General features: G+C 72.1%; 14 protein-coding genes. 9 read left to right on the forward strand and 5 right to left on the reverse strand.

Features of this window, described 5'->3' with window-relative positions; translation table 11 throughout:
• Positions 1 to 534: hypothetical protein (locus tag VF468_28450; GenBank protein ID HEX5882216.1), on the forward strand; the 534-nt coding region annotated here is incomplete at its 5' end.
• 715 nt (positions 535 to 1,249) lie between these two features.
• Here VF468_28450 and VF468_28455 read toward each other — a convergent pair.
• Both VF468_28455 and VF468_28460 read right to left on the reverse strand, forming a co-directional pair.
• Positions 1,250 to 1,756 (reverse strand): hypothetical protein, encoded by a 507-nt coding sequence (locus tag VF468_28455; GenBank protein ID HEX5882217.1) that lies wholly within the window; start codon positions 1,754 to 1,756, stop codon positions 1,250 to 1,252.
• A 271-nt stretch (positions 1,757 to 2,027) separates the two neighbouring features.
• Entirely contained in the window at positions 2,028 to 2,573 is a 546-nt protein-coding gene (locus VF468_28460) for a PadR family transcriptional regulator (GenBank protein ID HEX5882218.1), read from the reverse strand.
• Here VF468_28460 and VF468_28465 point away from each other — a divergent pair.
• The 4 genes from VF468_28465 to VF468_28480 are packed head-to-tail and all read left to right on the forward strand — an operon-like array spanning position 2,475 to position 5,464.
• Complete coding sequence (locus VF468_28465) at positions 2,475 to 3,656, forward strand: thiolase family protein (protein HEX5882219.1); 1,182 nt, start codon at positions 2,475 to 2,477, stop codon at positions 3,654 to 3,656. The two genes, VF468_28460 and VF468_28465, sit on opposite strands and share 99 nt — an antisense overlap.
• Before the next feature lie 3 nt (positions 3,657 to 3,659).
• A complete protein-coding gene (gene pcaH / locus VF468_28470) occupies positions 3,660 to 4,367 on the forward strand; it encodes a protocatechuate 3,4-dioxygenase subunit beta (protein ID HEX5882220.1) in 708 nt (235 codons plus the stop codon).
• Positions 4,364 to 4,924, forward strand: coding sequence for a protocatechuate 3,4-dioxygenase subunit alpha (pcaG, locus tag VF468_28475; GenBank protein HEX5882221.1), 561 nt, complete (start codon positions 4,364 to 4,366; stop codon positions 4,922 to 4,924). The genes pcaH and pcaG overlap by 4 nt, the downstream gene beginning before the upstream one ends.
• Positions 4,925 to 4,978: 54 nt before the next feature.
• A complete protein-coding gene (locus tag VF468_28480) occupies positions 4,979 to 5,464 on the forward strand; it encodes a hypothetical protein (GenBank protein ID HEX5882222.1) in 486 nt (161 codons plus the stop codon).
• A gap of 56 nt (positions 5,465 to 5,520) precedes the next feature.
• Here the strand turns inward: VF468_28480 and iolG are convergent, their stop codons facing one another.
• Positions 5,521 to 6,510, reverse strand: coding sequence for an inositol 2-dehydrogenase (gene iolG / locus VF468_28485; protein ID HEX5882223.1), 990 nt, complete (start codon positions 6,508 to 6,510; stop codon positions 5,521 to 5,523).
• 65 nt (positions 6,511 to 6,575) lie between these two features.
• On the opposite strand from iolG, the gene VF468_28490 reads away from it, so the two are divergent.
• Positions 6,576 to 7,355, forward strand: coding sequence for an SDR family oxidoreductase (locus VF468_28490; protein HEX5882224.1), 780 nt, complete (start codon positions 6,576 to 6,578; stop codon positions 7,353 to 7,355).
• An 11-nt stretch (positions 7,356 to 7,366) separates the two neighbouring features.
• Here VF468_28490 and VF468_28495 read toward each other — a convergent pair whose 3' ends face one another.
• Positions 7,367 to 9,709, reverse strand: coding sequence for an arylsulfatase (locus VF468_28495; protein HEX5882225.1), 2,343 nt, complete (start codon positions 9,707 to 9,709; stop codon positions 7,367 to 7,369).
• Between the two features lie 96 nt (positions 9,710 to 9,805).
• The gene (locus VF468_28500; GenBank protein HEX5882226.1) at positions 9,806 to 12,061 is read right to left on the reverse strand and encodes a LuxR C-terminal-related transcriptional regulator; all 2,256 of its coding nucleotides are present in this window, start codon (positions 12,059 to 12,061) and stop codon (positions 9,806 to 9,808) included.
• Positions 12,062 to 12,238: 177 nt separating this feature from the next.
• On the opposite strand from VF468_28500, the gene VF468_28505 reads away from it, so the two are divergent.
• Genes VF468_28505 through VF468_28515 form a run of 3 tightly spaced genes read left to right on the forward strand, consistent with a single transcriptional unit; the run spans position 12,239 to position 15,324 of the window.
• The gene (locus VF468_28505) at positions 12,239 to 13,543 is read left to right on the forward strand and encodes a sugar ABC transporter substrate-binding protein (protein ID HEX5882227.1); all 1,305 of its coding nucleotides are present in this window, start codon (positions 12,239 to 12,241) and stop codon (positions 13,541 to 13,543) included.
• Between the two features lie 12 nt (positions 13,544 to 13,555).
• On the forward strand, positions 13,556 to 14,434 hold the full coding sequence (locus tag VF468_28510; GenBank protein ID HEX5882228.1) for a sugar ABC transporter permease: 879 nt from the start codon (positions 13,556 to 13,558) through the stop codon (positions 14,432 to 14,434).
• Positions 14,431 to 15,324 carry a carbohydrate ABC transporter permease gene (locus VF468_28515; GenBank protein ID HEX5882229.1) on the forward strand — a complete coding sequence of 298 codons (894 nt, stop codon included), beginning with the start codon at positions 14,431 to 14,433 and terminating at the stop codon, positions 15,322 to 15,324. Before VF468_28510 ends, VF468_28515 begins: the two co-directional genes overlap by 4 nt.
• Positions 15,325 to 15,326: the final 2 nt, after the last annotated feature.

A 15,326-nucleotide genomic window follows, 5' to 3' on the forward strand; every position in this document is an offset into this window, starting at 1 on the left:
GTGCTGCTGCCGGTCGCCCTGGTCGCCGGGTACCTGGGCAGGGACGCCGTGGTGCTGGCGTCGCTGACCCTGTGCGTGGCGCTGCTGCCGCTGGCGACCGGCGCGGCGATCCTGCGCTACCGGCTGTACGACCTGGACCGGATCATCAGCCGTACGGTGGCCTACGGGCTGCTCACGCTGCTGCTGGGTGGTGGCTACGCCGCGGTGGTGCTGGGTCTGGGCCAGCTCTTGGGCCAGGACTCCAGCCTGGTCGTGGCCGCCGCCACCCTGGCGGTCGCGGCAGTCTTCCAGCCAGCCCGCCGCCGCGTCCAGGCCGCAGTGGACCGCCGGTTCAACCGGCGCCGCCATGACGCCGCTCGCACGATCGCGGCGTTCAACGATCGGCTGCGGGACGAGGTCGACCTAGAGGCGTTGACCGGCGAACTGCTGGCCGTGGTCGAGGAGACGATGCAGCCGACCCAGACGTCGTTGTGGCTGCGGCCGCACCCGCCGGCAGGAGCGGCTGAGGCCATCGTGGCCCGGCAACGCATCTGATGACGCAACCAGCGCCAACCAACAGGCCCACTCCGGCCCCGTCGAACCTGCGGCCTCGATCCTGCCATACCACCCTGCGTGGCGACCAGGCCAGGCTGAGATTGCCGCCGTAGGCGGTGCGGACCACAGGTCCGCCAAGAACGCGGCCGCGCCGCATGGATCAATCGCGCGAAGCGCACCATACGGCCTGGCCGCTCCACTCCCCCTCGTGGGGCATAACCAGCGGGAACGGCGTCACTCGTGAGCGGGAGGGTACGCGGGTGGCCGGCGTAGGAACCAGCGTAGGGACTCGCGTAGGGTCGCGGCCCCGAAGTTGGCCGGATGAGCGGGGTCGCCCGGTGGGTGGGTGGGCTGCGGAGCTTGCCAGCGAAGCGGCACGCGCCGAAGGCGCGTTCCCTCCCTGCCACCGATCGTAGCCGGCGGCCGGCCGCCGGCTGTGGTCCCGGTCAAGCGCGATCGAGGCAGGAGGCCGACCTCGCCGGCTGTCCCATCGCGCTGACTCTGGGGCGTTGCTGCCGCAGCTGCACCACCGCTCCCCGAGCGATCCCGGGAGCCAGTACGCCGGGGGAGGGAGGGAGACACCCCACGGACGTGCGGGTCAAGTCCAGTGGGTCAAGTCCAGGGGTGGGCTTGGTTGATGCTAGGTAGCCGCCGGGCGGCGGCGGGGTCTCGGCATCCCGGTGGGGCCGAACCGCCGCCCGGCGGAGTTGGATGTTCAGGCGGGACGACGCCGCTGCCGCAGGCCCAGGTAGATGACCAGGGCGAGCAGGACCGGCGCGACGATGAGCGGGCCCGGTAGGAGGCTTCCGATCACCACGGCGGCGACCAGCGCGGCCGCGACGATGACGACACCGGCCAGCACCAGCCGCTCACCGGCCACGAGCGGCGTGTCCCGCTGGCCCAGGCTGCGCGCCTCGGCCGCGTCGAAGGCGGCCGCTACGATCACGGTCAGGCCGGCCAGCGGGGGCAGGATCATCCAAAAGAACGGCACCGTCGGCAGCGCCCCGACCGCGATCATGATGTCGCCGGCGACCCGCGACCGCCGTCGTAGGGCGATGCCGCCGAGCATCAGCAGACCGGCCGTGGCGATCAGGGCGCCGCCGCCGACGGTGTCGAAGCTGGTGGCTTCCGTCAGCGGGATGGCCACCCCGAAGGCGACCTCGAAGGTGCCGACCAGGCCGGCCAGCATCCACCACCAGTTTCTTGCCAGGGTTCGCAACACGGGTTGTCCTCTCGCCCCGAGCGGCCGACCCCGTGTTGCCGCGAGTTGTCGTTGTCCCAGCGCAGGTCGGCTGGCATCCCGGCGGTCATGCGCCGCCGGATCGAGAGCGCCACCGCCGGTGCCGGCGTTCCCACGGCGCGTCCGTAGGCACGCTGCTCCCACAGGTCGGAGGCGAGCTCGCCCTGCCGCCGCTCGGCGACCTCGGCCGGCAGGTGGCGGCTGTAGGTGGCCACCCACCAGGACACCAGCGCGACGGTGCGGTCGGTGGTGCTCATGTCGGCTCCAGCCGTGGTCGCGTCGGCATCTGGCTGTGCTTGGCCTGCCAGCTGGCGAGGGCGCGCTCGCCTGCCCCGGTCACCTCATACAGTCGCCGCCGCGGCCGTCCCTCGGCGGCGGCGATGGTTGGGTCCTCCCACTGGCTGGTCAGCAGGCCCGCCTCCTCGAGCCGTCGCAATGCCTTGTAGAGCGTCCCGTGGGCGGTGAGTGGCCGTGGACCGGCGTGGCCGGCGATCTGCTTGGCGAGCTGGGAGCAGCGACCCTGCTCAGGCGGGTTCGATTCCCGTCCGCCTCCGCGAACCGGGGACGCGTGCGAACCGTTGGTGTGACGAAGTACGGCTGGATGCGCCGCGCAGCTCGCCGGGAGCGGGACGTGCCGGCCGATAGATGAGATCGTGCACGATGGGCTGGACAGCCTCCGCCGACTGGAAGGGAGCATGGCGTGAGCGTCGAGGTGTTTATCCTCGAGACGGTCCGGACTCCGGTGGGGCGCCACGGCGGCGCGCTGGCCGGCACCCGTCCCGACGACCTGGCCGCCCATGTGCTGCGGGAGCTGCTGGCCCGCAGCCCGGCCCTGGACCCGGCCGCGGTGGACGACGTGGTCTTCGGCAACGGCAACGGCGCCGGGGAGGAGAACCGGGACGTGGCCAGGATGGCGGCGCTGCTGGCCGGGCTGCCGACCAGCGTGCCCGGGGTGACGGTGAACCGGCTGTGCGGGTCGGGGCTGGAGGCGGTCGTGCAGGCCGGCCGGGCCATCGCCGTGGGCGACGCCTCGGTGGTGATCGCCGGTGGGGTGGAGTCGATGAGCCGGGCCCCGTGGGTGCTGCTGAAGCCCGAGCGGCCCTACGCCAAGGGGGATGCCACGCTGGCCTCGACCACGCTGGGCTGGCGGCTGGTCAACCCGGCCATGCCCGCCGAGTGGACGGTGTCGCTGGGTGAGGGGGCCGAGATCCTGGCCGACAAGTTCGGGATCGACCGCGACCGTCAGGACGCCTTCGCGGTGCGCAGCCACCAGCTGGCCCACCAGGCGTGGGAGCGGGGGGTGCTGGCCGAGGAGGTGGCCGCGGTTCCCGGGACGGGGCTGGAGCGCGACCAGGGGATCCGCCCCGACACCAGCCTGGAGCGCCTCGCGACCCTCAAGCCGGCGTTCCGGGAGGGCGGGACGGTCACGGCCGGGAACGCCTCCCAGCTCAGCGACGGCGCCGCGGCCGTGCTGGTCGGGGACCGGCGGGCCGCTGACCGGCTCGGGGGGCGGCCGCTGGCCCGGGTCGCCGCCTCGGCCGTGCATGCCGTGGAGCCGCAGCTGTACGGCATCGCCCCGGTGGAGGCGGCCAACCAGGCGCTGGCCCGGGCCGGGATCGGCTGGGCCGACCTGGCGGTGGTGGAGCTGAACGAGGCCTTCGCGGCCCAGGCGCTGGCCTGCCTGGACTCCTGGCCCGAGCTCGACCCGGACATCGTCAACCCCAACGGCGGTGCGGTGGCCCTCGGGCATCCGATCGGCTGCTCGGGGGCCCGCATCCTCGGCACCCTGGCCCGGGAGCTGCGCCGCCGCGGCGGCCGCTGGGGGCTGGCCGCGATCTGCATCGGGGTCGGCCAGGGGCTGGCCGTCGTCCTGGAGGCCTGAGCCGTGCCCGGCTACCGTCCGGAGGACCCGGGGACCCATCCGCCGCTCGACTTCCCCGGCTACCGCTCGACCCGGCTGCGCCACCCCCACCAGCCGCTGGTGCCGCTGCCGCACCGGCTCACCGAGGTCACCGGGCCGCTGCTGGGCGAAGGGCGGGTCGGCGAGACCGACCACGACCTGACGGTCCAGCACGCCGGGGAGCCCCTGGGCGAGCGGATCACCGTCACCGGGCGGGTCCTGGACGGCGACGGCCGCCCGGTCCCCGGCACCCTGGTCGAGGTCTGGCAGGCCAATGCCGGCGGCCGCTACCGCCACGACGGCGACCGCCACCCCGCCCCCCTGGACCCCAACTTCAGCGGCGCCGGCCGCTGTCTGACCGACGCCGAGGGCCGCTTCCGGTTCGTGACCGTCAAGCCGGGCGCCTACCCGTGGAAGAACCACCCCAACGCCTGGCGGCCCGCCCACATCCACTTCTCGCTGTTCGGGCGGGCCTTTGTCCAGCGGCTGATCACCCAGATGTACTTCCCCGGCGACCCGCTGTTCGCCTACGACCCGATCCTGCAGTCGGTGCCCGAGGCGGCCCGGGAGCGGCTGGTCTCCCGGCTCGACATGGACCTGACGACCCCGGAATGGGCGCTCGGGTACCGCTGGGACATCGTGCTCCGCGGCCGCCAGGCCACTCCCCTGGAGGACGAGGACGACGACCGATGAGCCTGCCCGAGACCCCCTCCCAGACGATCGGGCCGTTCTTCGCCATCGGGCTGCCCTGGCCCGACGGGCCCGACGTGGTCCCCGCCGGCACGACCGGGGCGGTCCTGATCGGCGGCCAGGTGGTCGACGGCGCCGGCGACCCCGTGCCCGACGCGCTGGTCGAGACCTGGCAGGCCGACCCGGACGGCCGCTTCGCCCACCCCGACGACCCCTCCGGGCCGGCCACCTCCGACTTCCGGGGGTTCGGCCGCTGCGCCACCGACGCCGACGGCCGCTGGGCGGTCCGGACCCTCAAGCCGGGACCGCTCCCGGTCCCCGGGGGCGGGGTCGAAGCCCCGCACCTGAACCTGTCGGTGTTCGCCCGCGGCCTGCTCAACCGCCTGGTCACCCGGGTCTACTTCCCCGACGAGGCCGACGCCAACGCCGCCGACCCCCTCCTCGCCTCGATCGCCGACCCGGCCGTGCGGGCGAGGCTGGTCGCGGTCGCCGACGGCGACGGGCTGCGCTTCGACATCCACCTCCAGGGCGCCCGGGAGACCCCCTTCCTCGCCATCTGACCCGGAGCCAGGACATGGTGGAACACCTGCCAGCGACAACGCGTTGAACCGCCGATGACTGAGATCGATGTTCGCGCCGACCAGATGGCTCGGTGCGTCACGTGCGGGAGCGAGCTGCATCCCGAACGGGCGGAGCGGTACAGCTACTGCCCGAAGCGGGAGTGCCGGGAGCAGAACGCCCGGCCGCTGACGATCGCGGCCGTGGCCGTGAGCAAGGCCGCCGACGAGTACCTCGTGCTGGACGAGCGGACCACCCAGGACCTGGCCGCCGGCCGCTACCAGGACCAGCGGAAGTCCTCGGCGGTCACCGACGGGCCCAGGCCCGAGCGAGCCCGGGTGCCGGCGGCCGGCTCCAGACCCACCCACCGGGCGCCGGCCCGGCAACGACCACGGCGCTCCTGGACCAAGGCCCAGGAAGAGCTGGCGCTGATCTACAGCGCCAGGGGGATGCGGCCGGACGAGATCGCCGAGCGGCTCGGCCTGAGCCGCCACACCGTCACCCAGCTGCTCCTGTCGGCCAAGGACCGCGGGCGGCGATAACTGCCCCGGACCGGGACACCCGACCGGCGGTCGAGCGGAGGGGTGCTGCGCCGCGGCTAGGACACCCGGACGGTGCCGCCGGTGCGGAGGCTCTCGTTGGCGGCGTCGGCCAGGACCAGGGCCTCGCGGCCGTCGGCGAAGGTGGGGTCGGGCTGGGTGCCGGTCTCGACCGAGGTGATGAAGTGGTCGAGCTCGGCGGGGTAGGAGGCGCCGTAGCGCTCGCGGATGAAGGTCAGGTAGGGGCTCGCGGCCTCGCTGTGGTCGGCGGACGCGTGGCGGACGCTGGTCGGGAGCTGGTTGTGGGCGGTGAGCATCCCGGTGCTGCCGAAGGCCTCCACGCGCTGGTCGTAGCCGAAGCTGCAGCGGCGGCTGTTGGTGATGTGGGCCAGGGCGCCGTCGGCCGAGCGGAGGACGACGACGGCGCTGTCGATGTCGCCGGCCTCCTCGATGAAGGGCTCGATCAGGTTGGCTCCCATGGCCTGCACCTCGGCCACGTCGCCGAGCAGGAAGCGGGCCATGTCGAAGTCGTGGATGGTCATGTCGCGGAACAGGCCCCCGGAGGCCGGGATGTACTCCCTGGGCGGCGGCGCCGGGTCCCGGCTGGTGATCGCGACCTGCTCCAGCCGGCCGACGTCGCCGGCCCGGACGCGGTCCCGGATCTCCCGGAACGAGCGGTCGAAGCGGCGGTTGAAGCCGATCATCACCACCGGCGACAGCGAGGCGATCTCGGCCCAGCAGGCGTCGACCCGGGCGATGTCGAAGTCGATCGGCTTCTCGCACAGCACCGCCTTGCCCGCCTTGACGGCGCCGGTCAGCAGGTCGACGTGGGTCGGGGTCGGGGAGGCGACGATCACGCCGTCGACGCTGTCGTCGCCCAGCACCGTCCCGACGTCGGCGGTCGAGCGGGCGCCGATGCGGCCCGCCAGCTCCCGGGCCGGCGCCTCCATCGGGTCGCAGACCCAGGCCAGCTCGGCCCTGGGGTGGGCCGCGACCGACTCCGCGTGGACCGTGCCGATCCGGCCGCAGCCGAACAACGCGATTCGCATCACCAGCACTCCTTTGCCACCGTCATGTCTGATCCCGCGCAACACATAGCATGGAGGTGGTCGATATGCCCCTGCTTCCCGGCAAGGTCGTCCTGGTCAGCGGCGGCACCTCCGGTGTCGGGGCCGCCGCGGCGCGGGCGTGCGCCCGGGCCGGCGCGCGGGCCGTGGCCGTCACCGGGCGGCGGCGGGAGAAGGGCGAGGAGGTCGCCGCCGAGCTGCGCGAGCTCGGCGCCGCCGCCAGCTACGTCGCCTGCGACGTCGCCGACGTCGGCCAGGCGCTGGCGGCCGTGGCCACCGTGGTCGACGACCACGGCCGCATCGACGGCCTGGTCAACGCGGCCGGGCAGGTGACCCGGGGCAGCCTGCTCGAGACCACCCCGGAGCTGTTCGACGCCCATATCGCGACCAACCTCCGCGGTCCCTTCTTCCTCATGCAGGCCGCCGTGGCCGACATGCGGCGCCGGGGCGAGCCGGGGTCGATCGTCAACATCGGCTCCATCTCCGAGCTGGGCGGCCAGCCCTACCTGGCTGCGTACGTCGCCGCCAAGGCGGGCCTGGCCGGCCTCACCCGCAACGTCGCCTACGCCCACCGCCACGACCGGATCCGGGTCAACACCCTGGACATCGGCTGGACCGACACCGAGGGCGAGGACGCCACCCAGCGGCGGTTCCACGGCGCCGGGGACGACTGGCGCAGCCGCGCCGCCGAGCGGCTGCCCATGGGCCGGCTGTCGGACCCGGACGAGATCGCCGAGATGATCGTCTTCCTGCTGTCGGACCGCAGCGGCGTCGTCACCGGGTCCGTGCTCGACTGGGACCAGACCGTCCCCGGCGCCTACGACTAGGCCGCCTCCGGCTACTCCCGGGCCATCATGGCCACGGCCTCTTTCTCCAGGTCGATGAACGGCTCACCGGAGACGTCGACGATCGCCTTGCGGATCGTGCCGCCGGTGAACGGGAACGGGCTGGCGCCCGGGTAGTCGGCCGTGACCGGCTCACCCGGGTCCTTGCCCACGTTCAGGCCCTCGCCGACCAGGGAGAAGTTGCCCGGCTGGGTCATGATGCGGCCCTCGCCGACCTTCTCGTCGTCGATGAACAGCGACAGGGTCCCGGTGGTGGGCATGCCGTCGCCCTCCTTCACGAAGGCGGCCGACAGCAGCACCGCCCCGGTCGGGATCTCCTTGGAGGAGGAGACCACCTGCTCCTTGCTGCCCACGAAGTTGTAGACGTACTTGAGCCTTCCGTCCTTGACGTACAGGGCGTGACCGCCGAAGCGGGCGCCGTGGGAGAACAGCACCCCGCCGGCGTCCCCGGACTCGACGTCCACCTCGACCGCGATGCTGTAGCTCCGGTTGCGGATGTTGGCCGCCGCCGTCTCCGGCACCTCGGCCGCGCCCGGGTAGTAGACGTACTGGTCGCGCGGGGGGGCGACCTGCGGCCGGGTGGGGTCGGCGAGGACCTCGACCGCCGTGCGGTCCTCCAGCGGCAGGCCCTTGTACTTCCCGGCCTCGTGGAACCAGAGGCTGATCATCTCTTGCAGCTTCACGGGATGCGCGGCCGCCAGGTCGTGGGTCTCGGTGGGGTCCTCGTCGGTGTGGTACAGCTCCCAACGGTCGTCGGCGAAGTTGCCCCAGCCGGCGATCGTCGGGTGGACGCTCACCGCCTTCCAGCCCTTGTGCCAGATCGCCCGCGACCCCAGCATCGAGAAGAACCCCGTCTCCTTGGGCGTCGGCACGTCGTCGCTCTCGAAGGTCGGGCGGAGGCTCACGCCCTCCAGCGGGACCTGCGGGAATCCCTTGACGACCTCGGGCAGCTCCACCCCGAGGCAGTCGAAGATGGTCGGCACCAGGTCGGTGGCGTGGGCGAACTGGTGCCGCAGCTCGCCTCTTGGCTCGATCCCCCTTGGCCAGGAGATGAGCAGCGGGTCGGCCACGCCGCCCTCGAAGTTGTAGCGCTTCCACATCTTGAAGGGGGTGTTGAACGCCCACGCCCAGCCCACCGGGTAGTGGTTGTAGGTGGCCGGCGAGCCCAGCTCCTCCAGGTACTGGAGGTTCTCCTCGATCTCGTCGGGGATGCCGTTGAAGAACTTGTTCTCGTTGACCGACCCGTTGGGGCCGCCCTCGCCGCTGGCCCCGTTGTCGGAGACCAGCACGACGATGGTGTTGTCGAGCGCTTCCGACTCCTCCAGGAAGTCGAGCAGGCGCCCGATCTCGTGGTCGGTGTGGGCCAGGAACCCGGCGTAGACCTCGGCCATGCGGCAGAACAGCCGCTGCTCCTCGTCCGAGAGCGAGTCCCAGGGCCGTACCACGTCCACCGGGTTCCACGGCCTGCCCTCGGCGCTGGTCTCCTCCGCGTACGGGTTCAGCGGCGACAGCTCGGCGCCGTCGGGGAAGATGCCGAGCTGCTTCTGGCGCGCGAAGACCTGCTCCCGGTAGCGCTCGTAGCCCATGTCGAAGCGGCCCCGGAACTTCTCGATCCACTCCTTGGGCGCGTGGTGGGGGGCGTGGGTGGCGCCGGGGCAGAAGTACATGAAGAACGGCTTGTCGGGGACGATCATCTTGGCGTCCTTGATGAACTCGATCGCCCTGTCGGTGAGGTCGGTGGTCAGGTGGTAGCCGTCCTCGGGCTGGGCCGGCTGCTCAACGGGATGGTTGTCGTAGACCAGGTCCGGATACCACTGGTTGGTCTCGCCGCCGAGGAACCCGTAGTAGCGCTCGAACCCGCGGCCGACCGGCCAGTTGCGCTTGGTGGAGGCCATGTTCATCTCGTCGGCGGGGCACAGATGCCACTTGCCGAGCATGTAGGTGTTCCAGCCGCGCTCGCCCAGGACCTCGGCGATGGTGGCGCACTCGAACGGGATGTGGCCGTTGGCGTTGGGGAACCCCGTGGTCGCCTCGGCGATGCAAGCCATGCCGTTGGTGGTGTGGTTGCGCCCGGTGAGCAGCGACGAGCGCGTCGGCGAGCACAGCGCGGTCGTGTGCCAGTTGGTGTAGGTGAGCCCGTTGGCGGCCAGCCGGTTGATGTTGGGCGTCTCGATCAGCCCGCCCCACGGCTCCATGGCCGAGAAGCCGACGTCGTCCAGCACGATGTACAGGACGTTGGGGGCGCCGGAGGGCGCCGCCGGCTGCATGTACGGCGACCAGTCGGGAACCGAGTCCCGCACGTCGACGTTGATGACACCCTGGAACCGCCCGCTCATCGGCCTCGCCTCGCTTCCCCTGGGGATGGGCTCCATCCGACATGAACGGCGGGCCGCCCGCATCACCCCGACCGGGTGAAACGGCGTCCGGGCGGCCTAGCCGCCGAGCAGGCCGATCTCCCGCAGGCGCTGTACGGCCTCGCTGCGGGAGGAGGCGCCGAGCTTGCGGTAGATGGAGACCGCCTGGGTCTTGACCGTGTTCCTCGACACGTACAGCCGCTGGCCGATCTCCGGGAACGAGAGGTGGGTCGCCAGCAGCGGCAGCAGCCGCAGCTCGGCGGTGGACAGCGACGACGCCCCCTTGCCCGCCTGGCGGGCGGTGTCGAGCTTGGCCCACAGCTCCTCGACCTCCGCGGGCAGGACGCCGAGGTCCGGTCGCAGCCGCAGGATGATCCGTGCCTGCGAGAGGACGGCCCGGGCGCCCGCCGTGTCGTCCAGCAGCAGGTAGGCCCGCCCCATCTCCAGCAGCGTCTGCACCGACGCCCAGGGGATGGCGTGGGTGAGCAGGGGCCGGAGCCGGGCGGCCCGGGCCAGCCGGTCCCTGGCCCCGGCCAGGTCGCCGCGGTGCAGGGCGGCGCGGGCCGCCACCGTGTGGACGAGCGGGCTCATGATGTAGTCGTCCAGCTGCCCGGTCTGCACGATCCCGTGCGCCTGGGCGGCCAGGGCCTCGGCCCGTCCCCAGTCGGAACGCCGGATGGCGAGCAGCGAGCGCTCGGCCAGCGCGGTCGCGGCCGCGGGCAGCGCCCCGTCGGGGATCGAGATCTCGACGGCACTGGCCAGGACGGCGTCGGCCCGGTCCGCCTGGCCGGCCGGGTCCTGGAGCAGCTCGGCCACCCCCTCCAGCAGCAGGGCGGTCCCCCGCCAGCGGCTTGCGGGGCTCAGCCCGGCCAGGCCGGTCCGGGCGTCGGCGAGCATCCGGTCGATGCCGTGGCGGCACAGCAACCCCCGCGCCATCGCCCGGTGGCTCTCCATCGAGCTGCCGTCCGGCGGCGCCTGGGCGCCCGGGGCCGGGCCGGGGCCGGCGCCGGTGACGCCCTGCTCGGTGGCGTCGGCCCACCGCTCGGCCGCCACCGGCCGTCCCACCAGCGCATGGATCCAGGTCCCGAGCACCGCCACCGGTGGATGGCGGCCCATCAGCCCCTGGTCCTCGAACCAGCGCAGCCACCGGAGCGTGGTGTCGGCCCGGCCGCCGGCGTAGGCGAGCCGGCCGAGGGTGGCGACCAGCCGGGCCACCCGGTCGGCGTCCCCGGCGGCCTGGGCGTGGTCGATCGCCGCCTCCGGCAGCCCGTTGGCCTCGCACCAGCCGGCCGCCCGGAGGTGGAGCTCGGGGACCAGGTCGGGCTCCCGGCGCTCCAGCTCGCTCAGGAGCAGCTCGCCGAACAGGTGGTGGTAGCGGTACCACTCGCGGCGGCGGTCGAGGGGGACGAGCAGGAGGTTCGAGTCCTCCAGGGACTCCAGCACCCGGCCCGACCCGGTGGTGGCCAGCACCGCGTCGCAGAGTGGCCCGGACAGACGCTCCAGCACGGCCGTGCGGGTGAGGAAGGTCACCAGCTCCGCCGGGAGGTGGGCCAGCAGCTCGGCGTGCAGGTAGTCGGCGATGAACCGGTCGTCCCCGGCGAACGCCAGCCCGGCGTCGCCGCGGGGGACGCCGGCCTTGAGGGCCAGGGCGGCCAGGTACAGCCCGACCGGCCATCCCTCGGTCCGGCCGGCCAGCTCGGTCACCTCGGCGTCCGACAGCCCGACACCGGTCGCGTCCAGCAGCGCCCTGGCCTCGCCCTCGTCCATGGCCAGCTCGGCCACGCCGACCTCCACCACCTGGCCCTGGGCGCGCAGCAGCGCCACCGGCAGCGCCGGCGCGCGCCGCGAGGCGAGCGCGAGCTGGGACCCGGGAGGGAGCTGCAGCGCCAGCTCGGCGACCGCGTCCAGGCACTCGGTGTTCTCGAGCAGCTCCACGTGGTCGAGCACCAGGGAGACCGGCCGGGTCATCGCCGAGACCGCCGCCACCAGCCGGGGTACGGCCGTGGCCGCCACCGAGACCCCTGGCGAGGCGAGGACCTGGAACACCTCCGGGTCGACCGGCTCGACCCGGTCCAGCGCGGCCGCGATGTAGGTCAGCAGCACCACCGGGTCGTTGTCGCGCCGGTCCACCGAGACCCATCCCGCCCGCGGCTCCTTGTGGCCGCGCCACTGGGCCAGCACGGTGCTCTTGCCGTAGCCGGGCGGGGCGACCACGCAGATGAGCGGCGCCGACGGCGCGGCGAGCAGCCGGTCCACGACGGCGCTCCGGGACACGATCCCCGGGCGGGCCAGAGGGGGCCGGAGCTTCGACTCCACCAGATCGCTCGTGTCCACCCGACGAGCGTAGCCCCCCGTGCCTGCCCTGCTCAACGGGATGGGGCGAGGCGACTCGACATGAAATCGAATGCATGCCATCGTATGCATGCCGCGTATCGTCCCCGAATGCCCAGAGTCCGTAGGCGTCTGCATCGCCCGGTCGAACCGGGCGAGCCCGACATGGAGGAGCGTGGGATGAGGAGCCGTCTGTGGCTGGTCCTGGTGGCGGCGGCGCTGGTGCTCGCCGCCTGCGGGAATGACAGCGAAGCACCGTCGACCGCCGCCCAGGCCCCGGCCGCCACGACCAGCTGCGCCAGCAACGGCGAGCTCACGATGTGGGAGCGCTCGGGCGGCAACAAGCAGATGGTCGACATGCTGGTCGAGGCCTGGAACACCAAGAATCCCAACTGCAAGGTCAAGCTGACCTACATCCCTCACACGGAGATGGTCGGCAAGATCGCCCAGGGGATCGCCTCCGGTGAGGTGCCCGACCTGATGGGCATGGACCTCATCTACGCCCCGCAGTTCGAGAAGGCCCAGCAGCTGGTCGACCTGACCGACCGGATCAGCACCTGGCCGGAGCTGAAGACGGCCAGCAAGGGGCACATGACGGTGGCCACCTTCGAGAACCGGCTCTACGGGGTGCCGCTGTACGCGGACGTGTCGGCCCTCTTCTACAACAAGGACCTCTTCAAGCGGGCCGGCCTCGACCCCGACAAGCCGCCCACGAGCCTGGCCGAGATGCGCGCCTACGCCGACAAGATCACCGCCCTTGGCGGCGACATCAAGGGCTACTACCTGCCGGGCAACTGCGCCGGCTGCAACATCTTCACCGTCGGGCCCCTGATGTGGGCCTCGGGGGCCAAGATCGAGGCCGCCGGCCCGGGCGACGAGCCGCTGGTCGGCGACGGGGTCAAGCAGGTCCTGCAGTTCACCCGGGACATGGTCAAGGCCGGCAACGTCCACGAGGGCGACCGCACCGAGAACGGCGAGACGTTCCACCTGCAGTTCGGGTCCGGCAAGGTCGGCATGATGGGCACGGGCAACTTCAACATCACCCTGGCCCGCCAGCAGAACCCGAAGATGGACTTCGGCATCGCCCTGCTGCCCGGGGTGGCGCCGAACTCGTCGGCCTCGTTCATCGGCGGCGACCTGGTCGTGGTGCCCAAGGGCAGCGACCGGGTGGACGACGCCGTCAACTTCATGAAGTTCCTGCTCTCGGACGAGGTGCAGGTCGAGGTGTACGCCAAGGCCCTCAACCTGACCACCCGCGCCGACATGGTCGAGAACAAGTACTTCGAGGCCGAGCCGCTGGTCCAGGACGTTGCCAAGGCGCTCACCGTCGGCCGCACGCCGTATACGCTGACCTTCTTCGAGCAGATCAACTCGCCCCAGGGACCGTGGCTGAAGATGCTCCAGCGCGCCTACTACAGCGACGACAACCTCGACACCGTCATCGCCGACGCCAAGGCGGCGATGAAGAGCATCGCCAGCCAATAGGCCACGATCGCCGTGTACTGGGGCCGACGGAGCCGGCTGACCGGGATCGCGTACCTGGCGCCGGCCGTGCTCTTCGTGCTGGCCTTCACCGCCTACCCGCTGGCCCGGATGGTGTGGATGTCGTTCCACAGCTGGTCGCTGATCACGCCGCCGTCCTGGGTCGGGCTCGGCAACTACCGGCGGGCGTTCGCCGACGACCAGTTCTGGGTCTCGTTCGCCTTCACGCTCAAGTACACGGCGATCATCACGCCGATCCTGATCGTCGGCGGCTACCTGCTGGCCCTGCTCTGCTCGCCGGGCTCGCCGCTGCGGCGGCTCACCCGGACCCTGGTGTTCGTCCCCGTGGTCATCGGCCTCGGTGTGTCCAGCCTGCTCTGGTACTGGCTCTTCAGCACCGACTTCGGCCTGATCAACCGGGCCCTGCTCGACCTGGGCGTGATCTCCAAGCCGGTGCTGTGGCTGGGGGTCGACGCCGACCTGTCGAACCTGGCCATCACCACCTCGGTCGTCTGGAAGGTGATCGGCTTCGGGATGATCCTGTTCGTCGGCGCCATCCAGGCCATCCCCACCGAGATCCACGAGGCCAGCCTGGTCGACGGGGCCGGCCACTGGCAGCGGGTGACCCGGGTGATCCTGCCTCTGACCCTACGCACGGTGCTGGTGGTGACGCTGGTGAGCGTCATCGGGTCGCTGCTCGCCTTCGACCAGTTCTACATCATGACCGCCGGGCAGCCGCAGAACGAGACCGCGACCTCGGTCTTCTACGTCTACCTGAACTCCTTCCCCTACCTGCGGCTTGGCTACGGCGCGGCCCTGTCGATGATCCTGGCCCTGACCATCCTGGTCTTCACCGTCGTGCAGCTGCTGCTCACGCGCCGGAGCCACGCGTGACCGCGATCGCGGAGCGGCGCCGGAGCCGCCGGGCCGTGGCCGTGGGCGGGCGGCAACGGCCGCGCCGGCGCGGCTACCTGCTGGGCGCCCTGTGCGTGGCCATCTGCACGGTCATGCTCCTGCCCCTGGTCGCGTCCATGCTGGCCTCGGTGAAGCCGACGGCGGAGGCGGCCGCGTCGCCGCCGACCTACCTGCCGCACGGCCTCAGCCTGGACAGCTACGAGCGGCTCTGGACCTACCAGCAGGGGCTCCCCACCTACCTGGCCAACAGCCTGGGCACGGCCCTGCTGACGATCGCCTTCACGCTGGCACTGACCGTGCCCGCGGCCTACGCCCTGGCCCGGTTCCCGATCCCCGGCAAGGAGGTCGTCTTCGTCTTCCTCCTGCTGGCGCTGATCGTCCCCTACCAGGCCCTGCTGACGCCGATGTTCCTGATGTTCGCCCGGGTCGGGCTGACCAACACCCTGGTCGGCCTGGCCATCCTGCACACCGCCATCCAGCTCCCCCTGAGCCTGTACGTGCTGCGCAACAGCTTCAGCGCCGTCCCCCGGGAGCTGGAGGAGGCGGCCATCACCGACGGCGCCTCGTCCTGGAAGGTGCTGCTGCGGATCTGCATCCCCTCGGCCAAGCCGGCGATCGTCACCGTGGCCCTGTTCGCCTTCATCATGTCGTGGAACGAGTTCCTCGGCGCCCTCGTGCTGATGAGCCGGGGGTCGAGCTTCACCCTGCCGCTGATCCTGGCCGCCGCCCGGACCGAGACCAGCCTGGGCGGGACCGACTGGGGGATGCTGCAGGCCGGCATCACCATCTCGATCATCCCCTGCGTGCTCGTCTACCTGCTGCTGCAGCGGTACTACGTGTCCGGCCTGATGAGCGGGGCGGTGAAGTGAGC

The organism is Actinomycetota bacterium, assembly GCA_036280995.1.
Taxonomy (GTDB): Bacteria; Actinomycetota; CALGFH01; order CALGFH01; family CALGFH01; genus CALGFH01.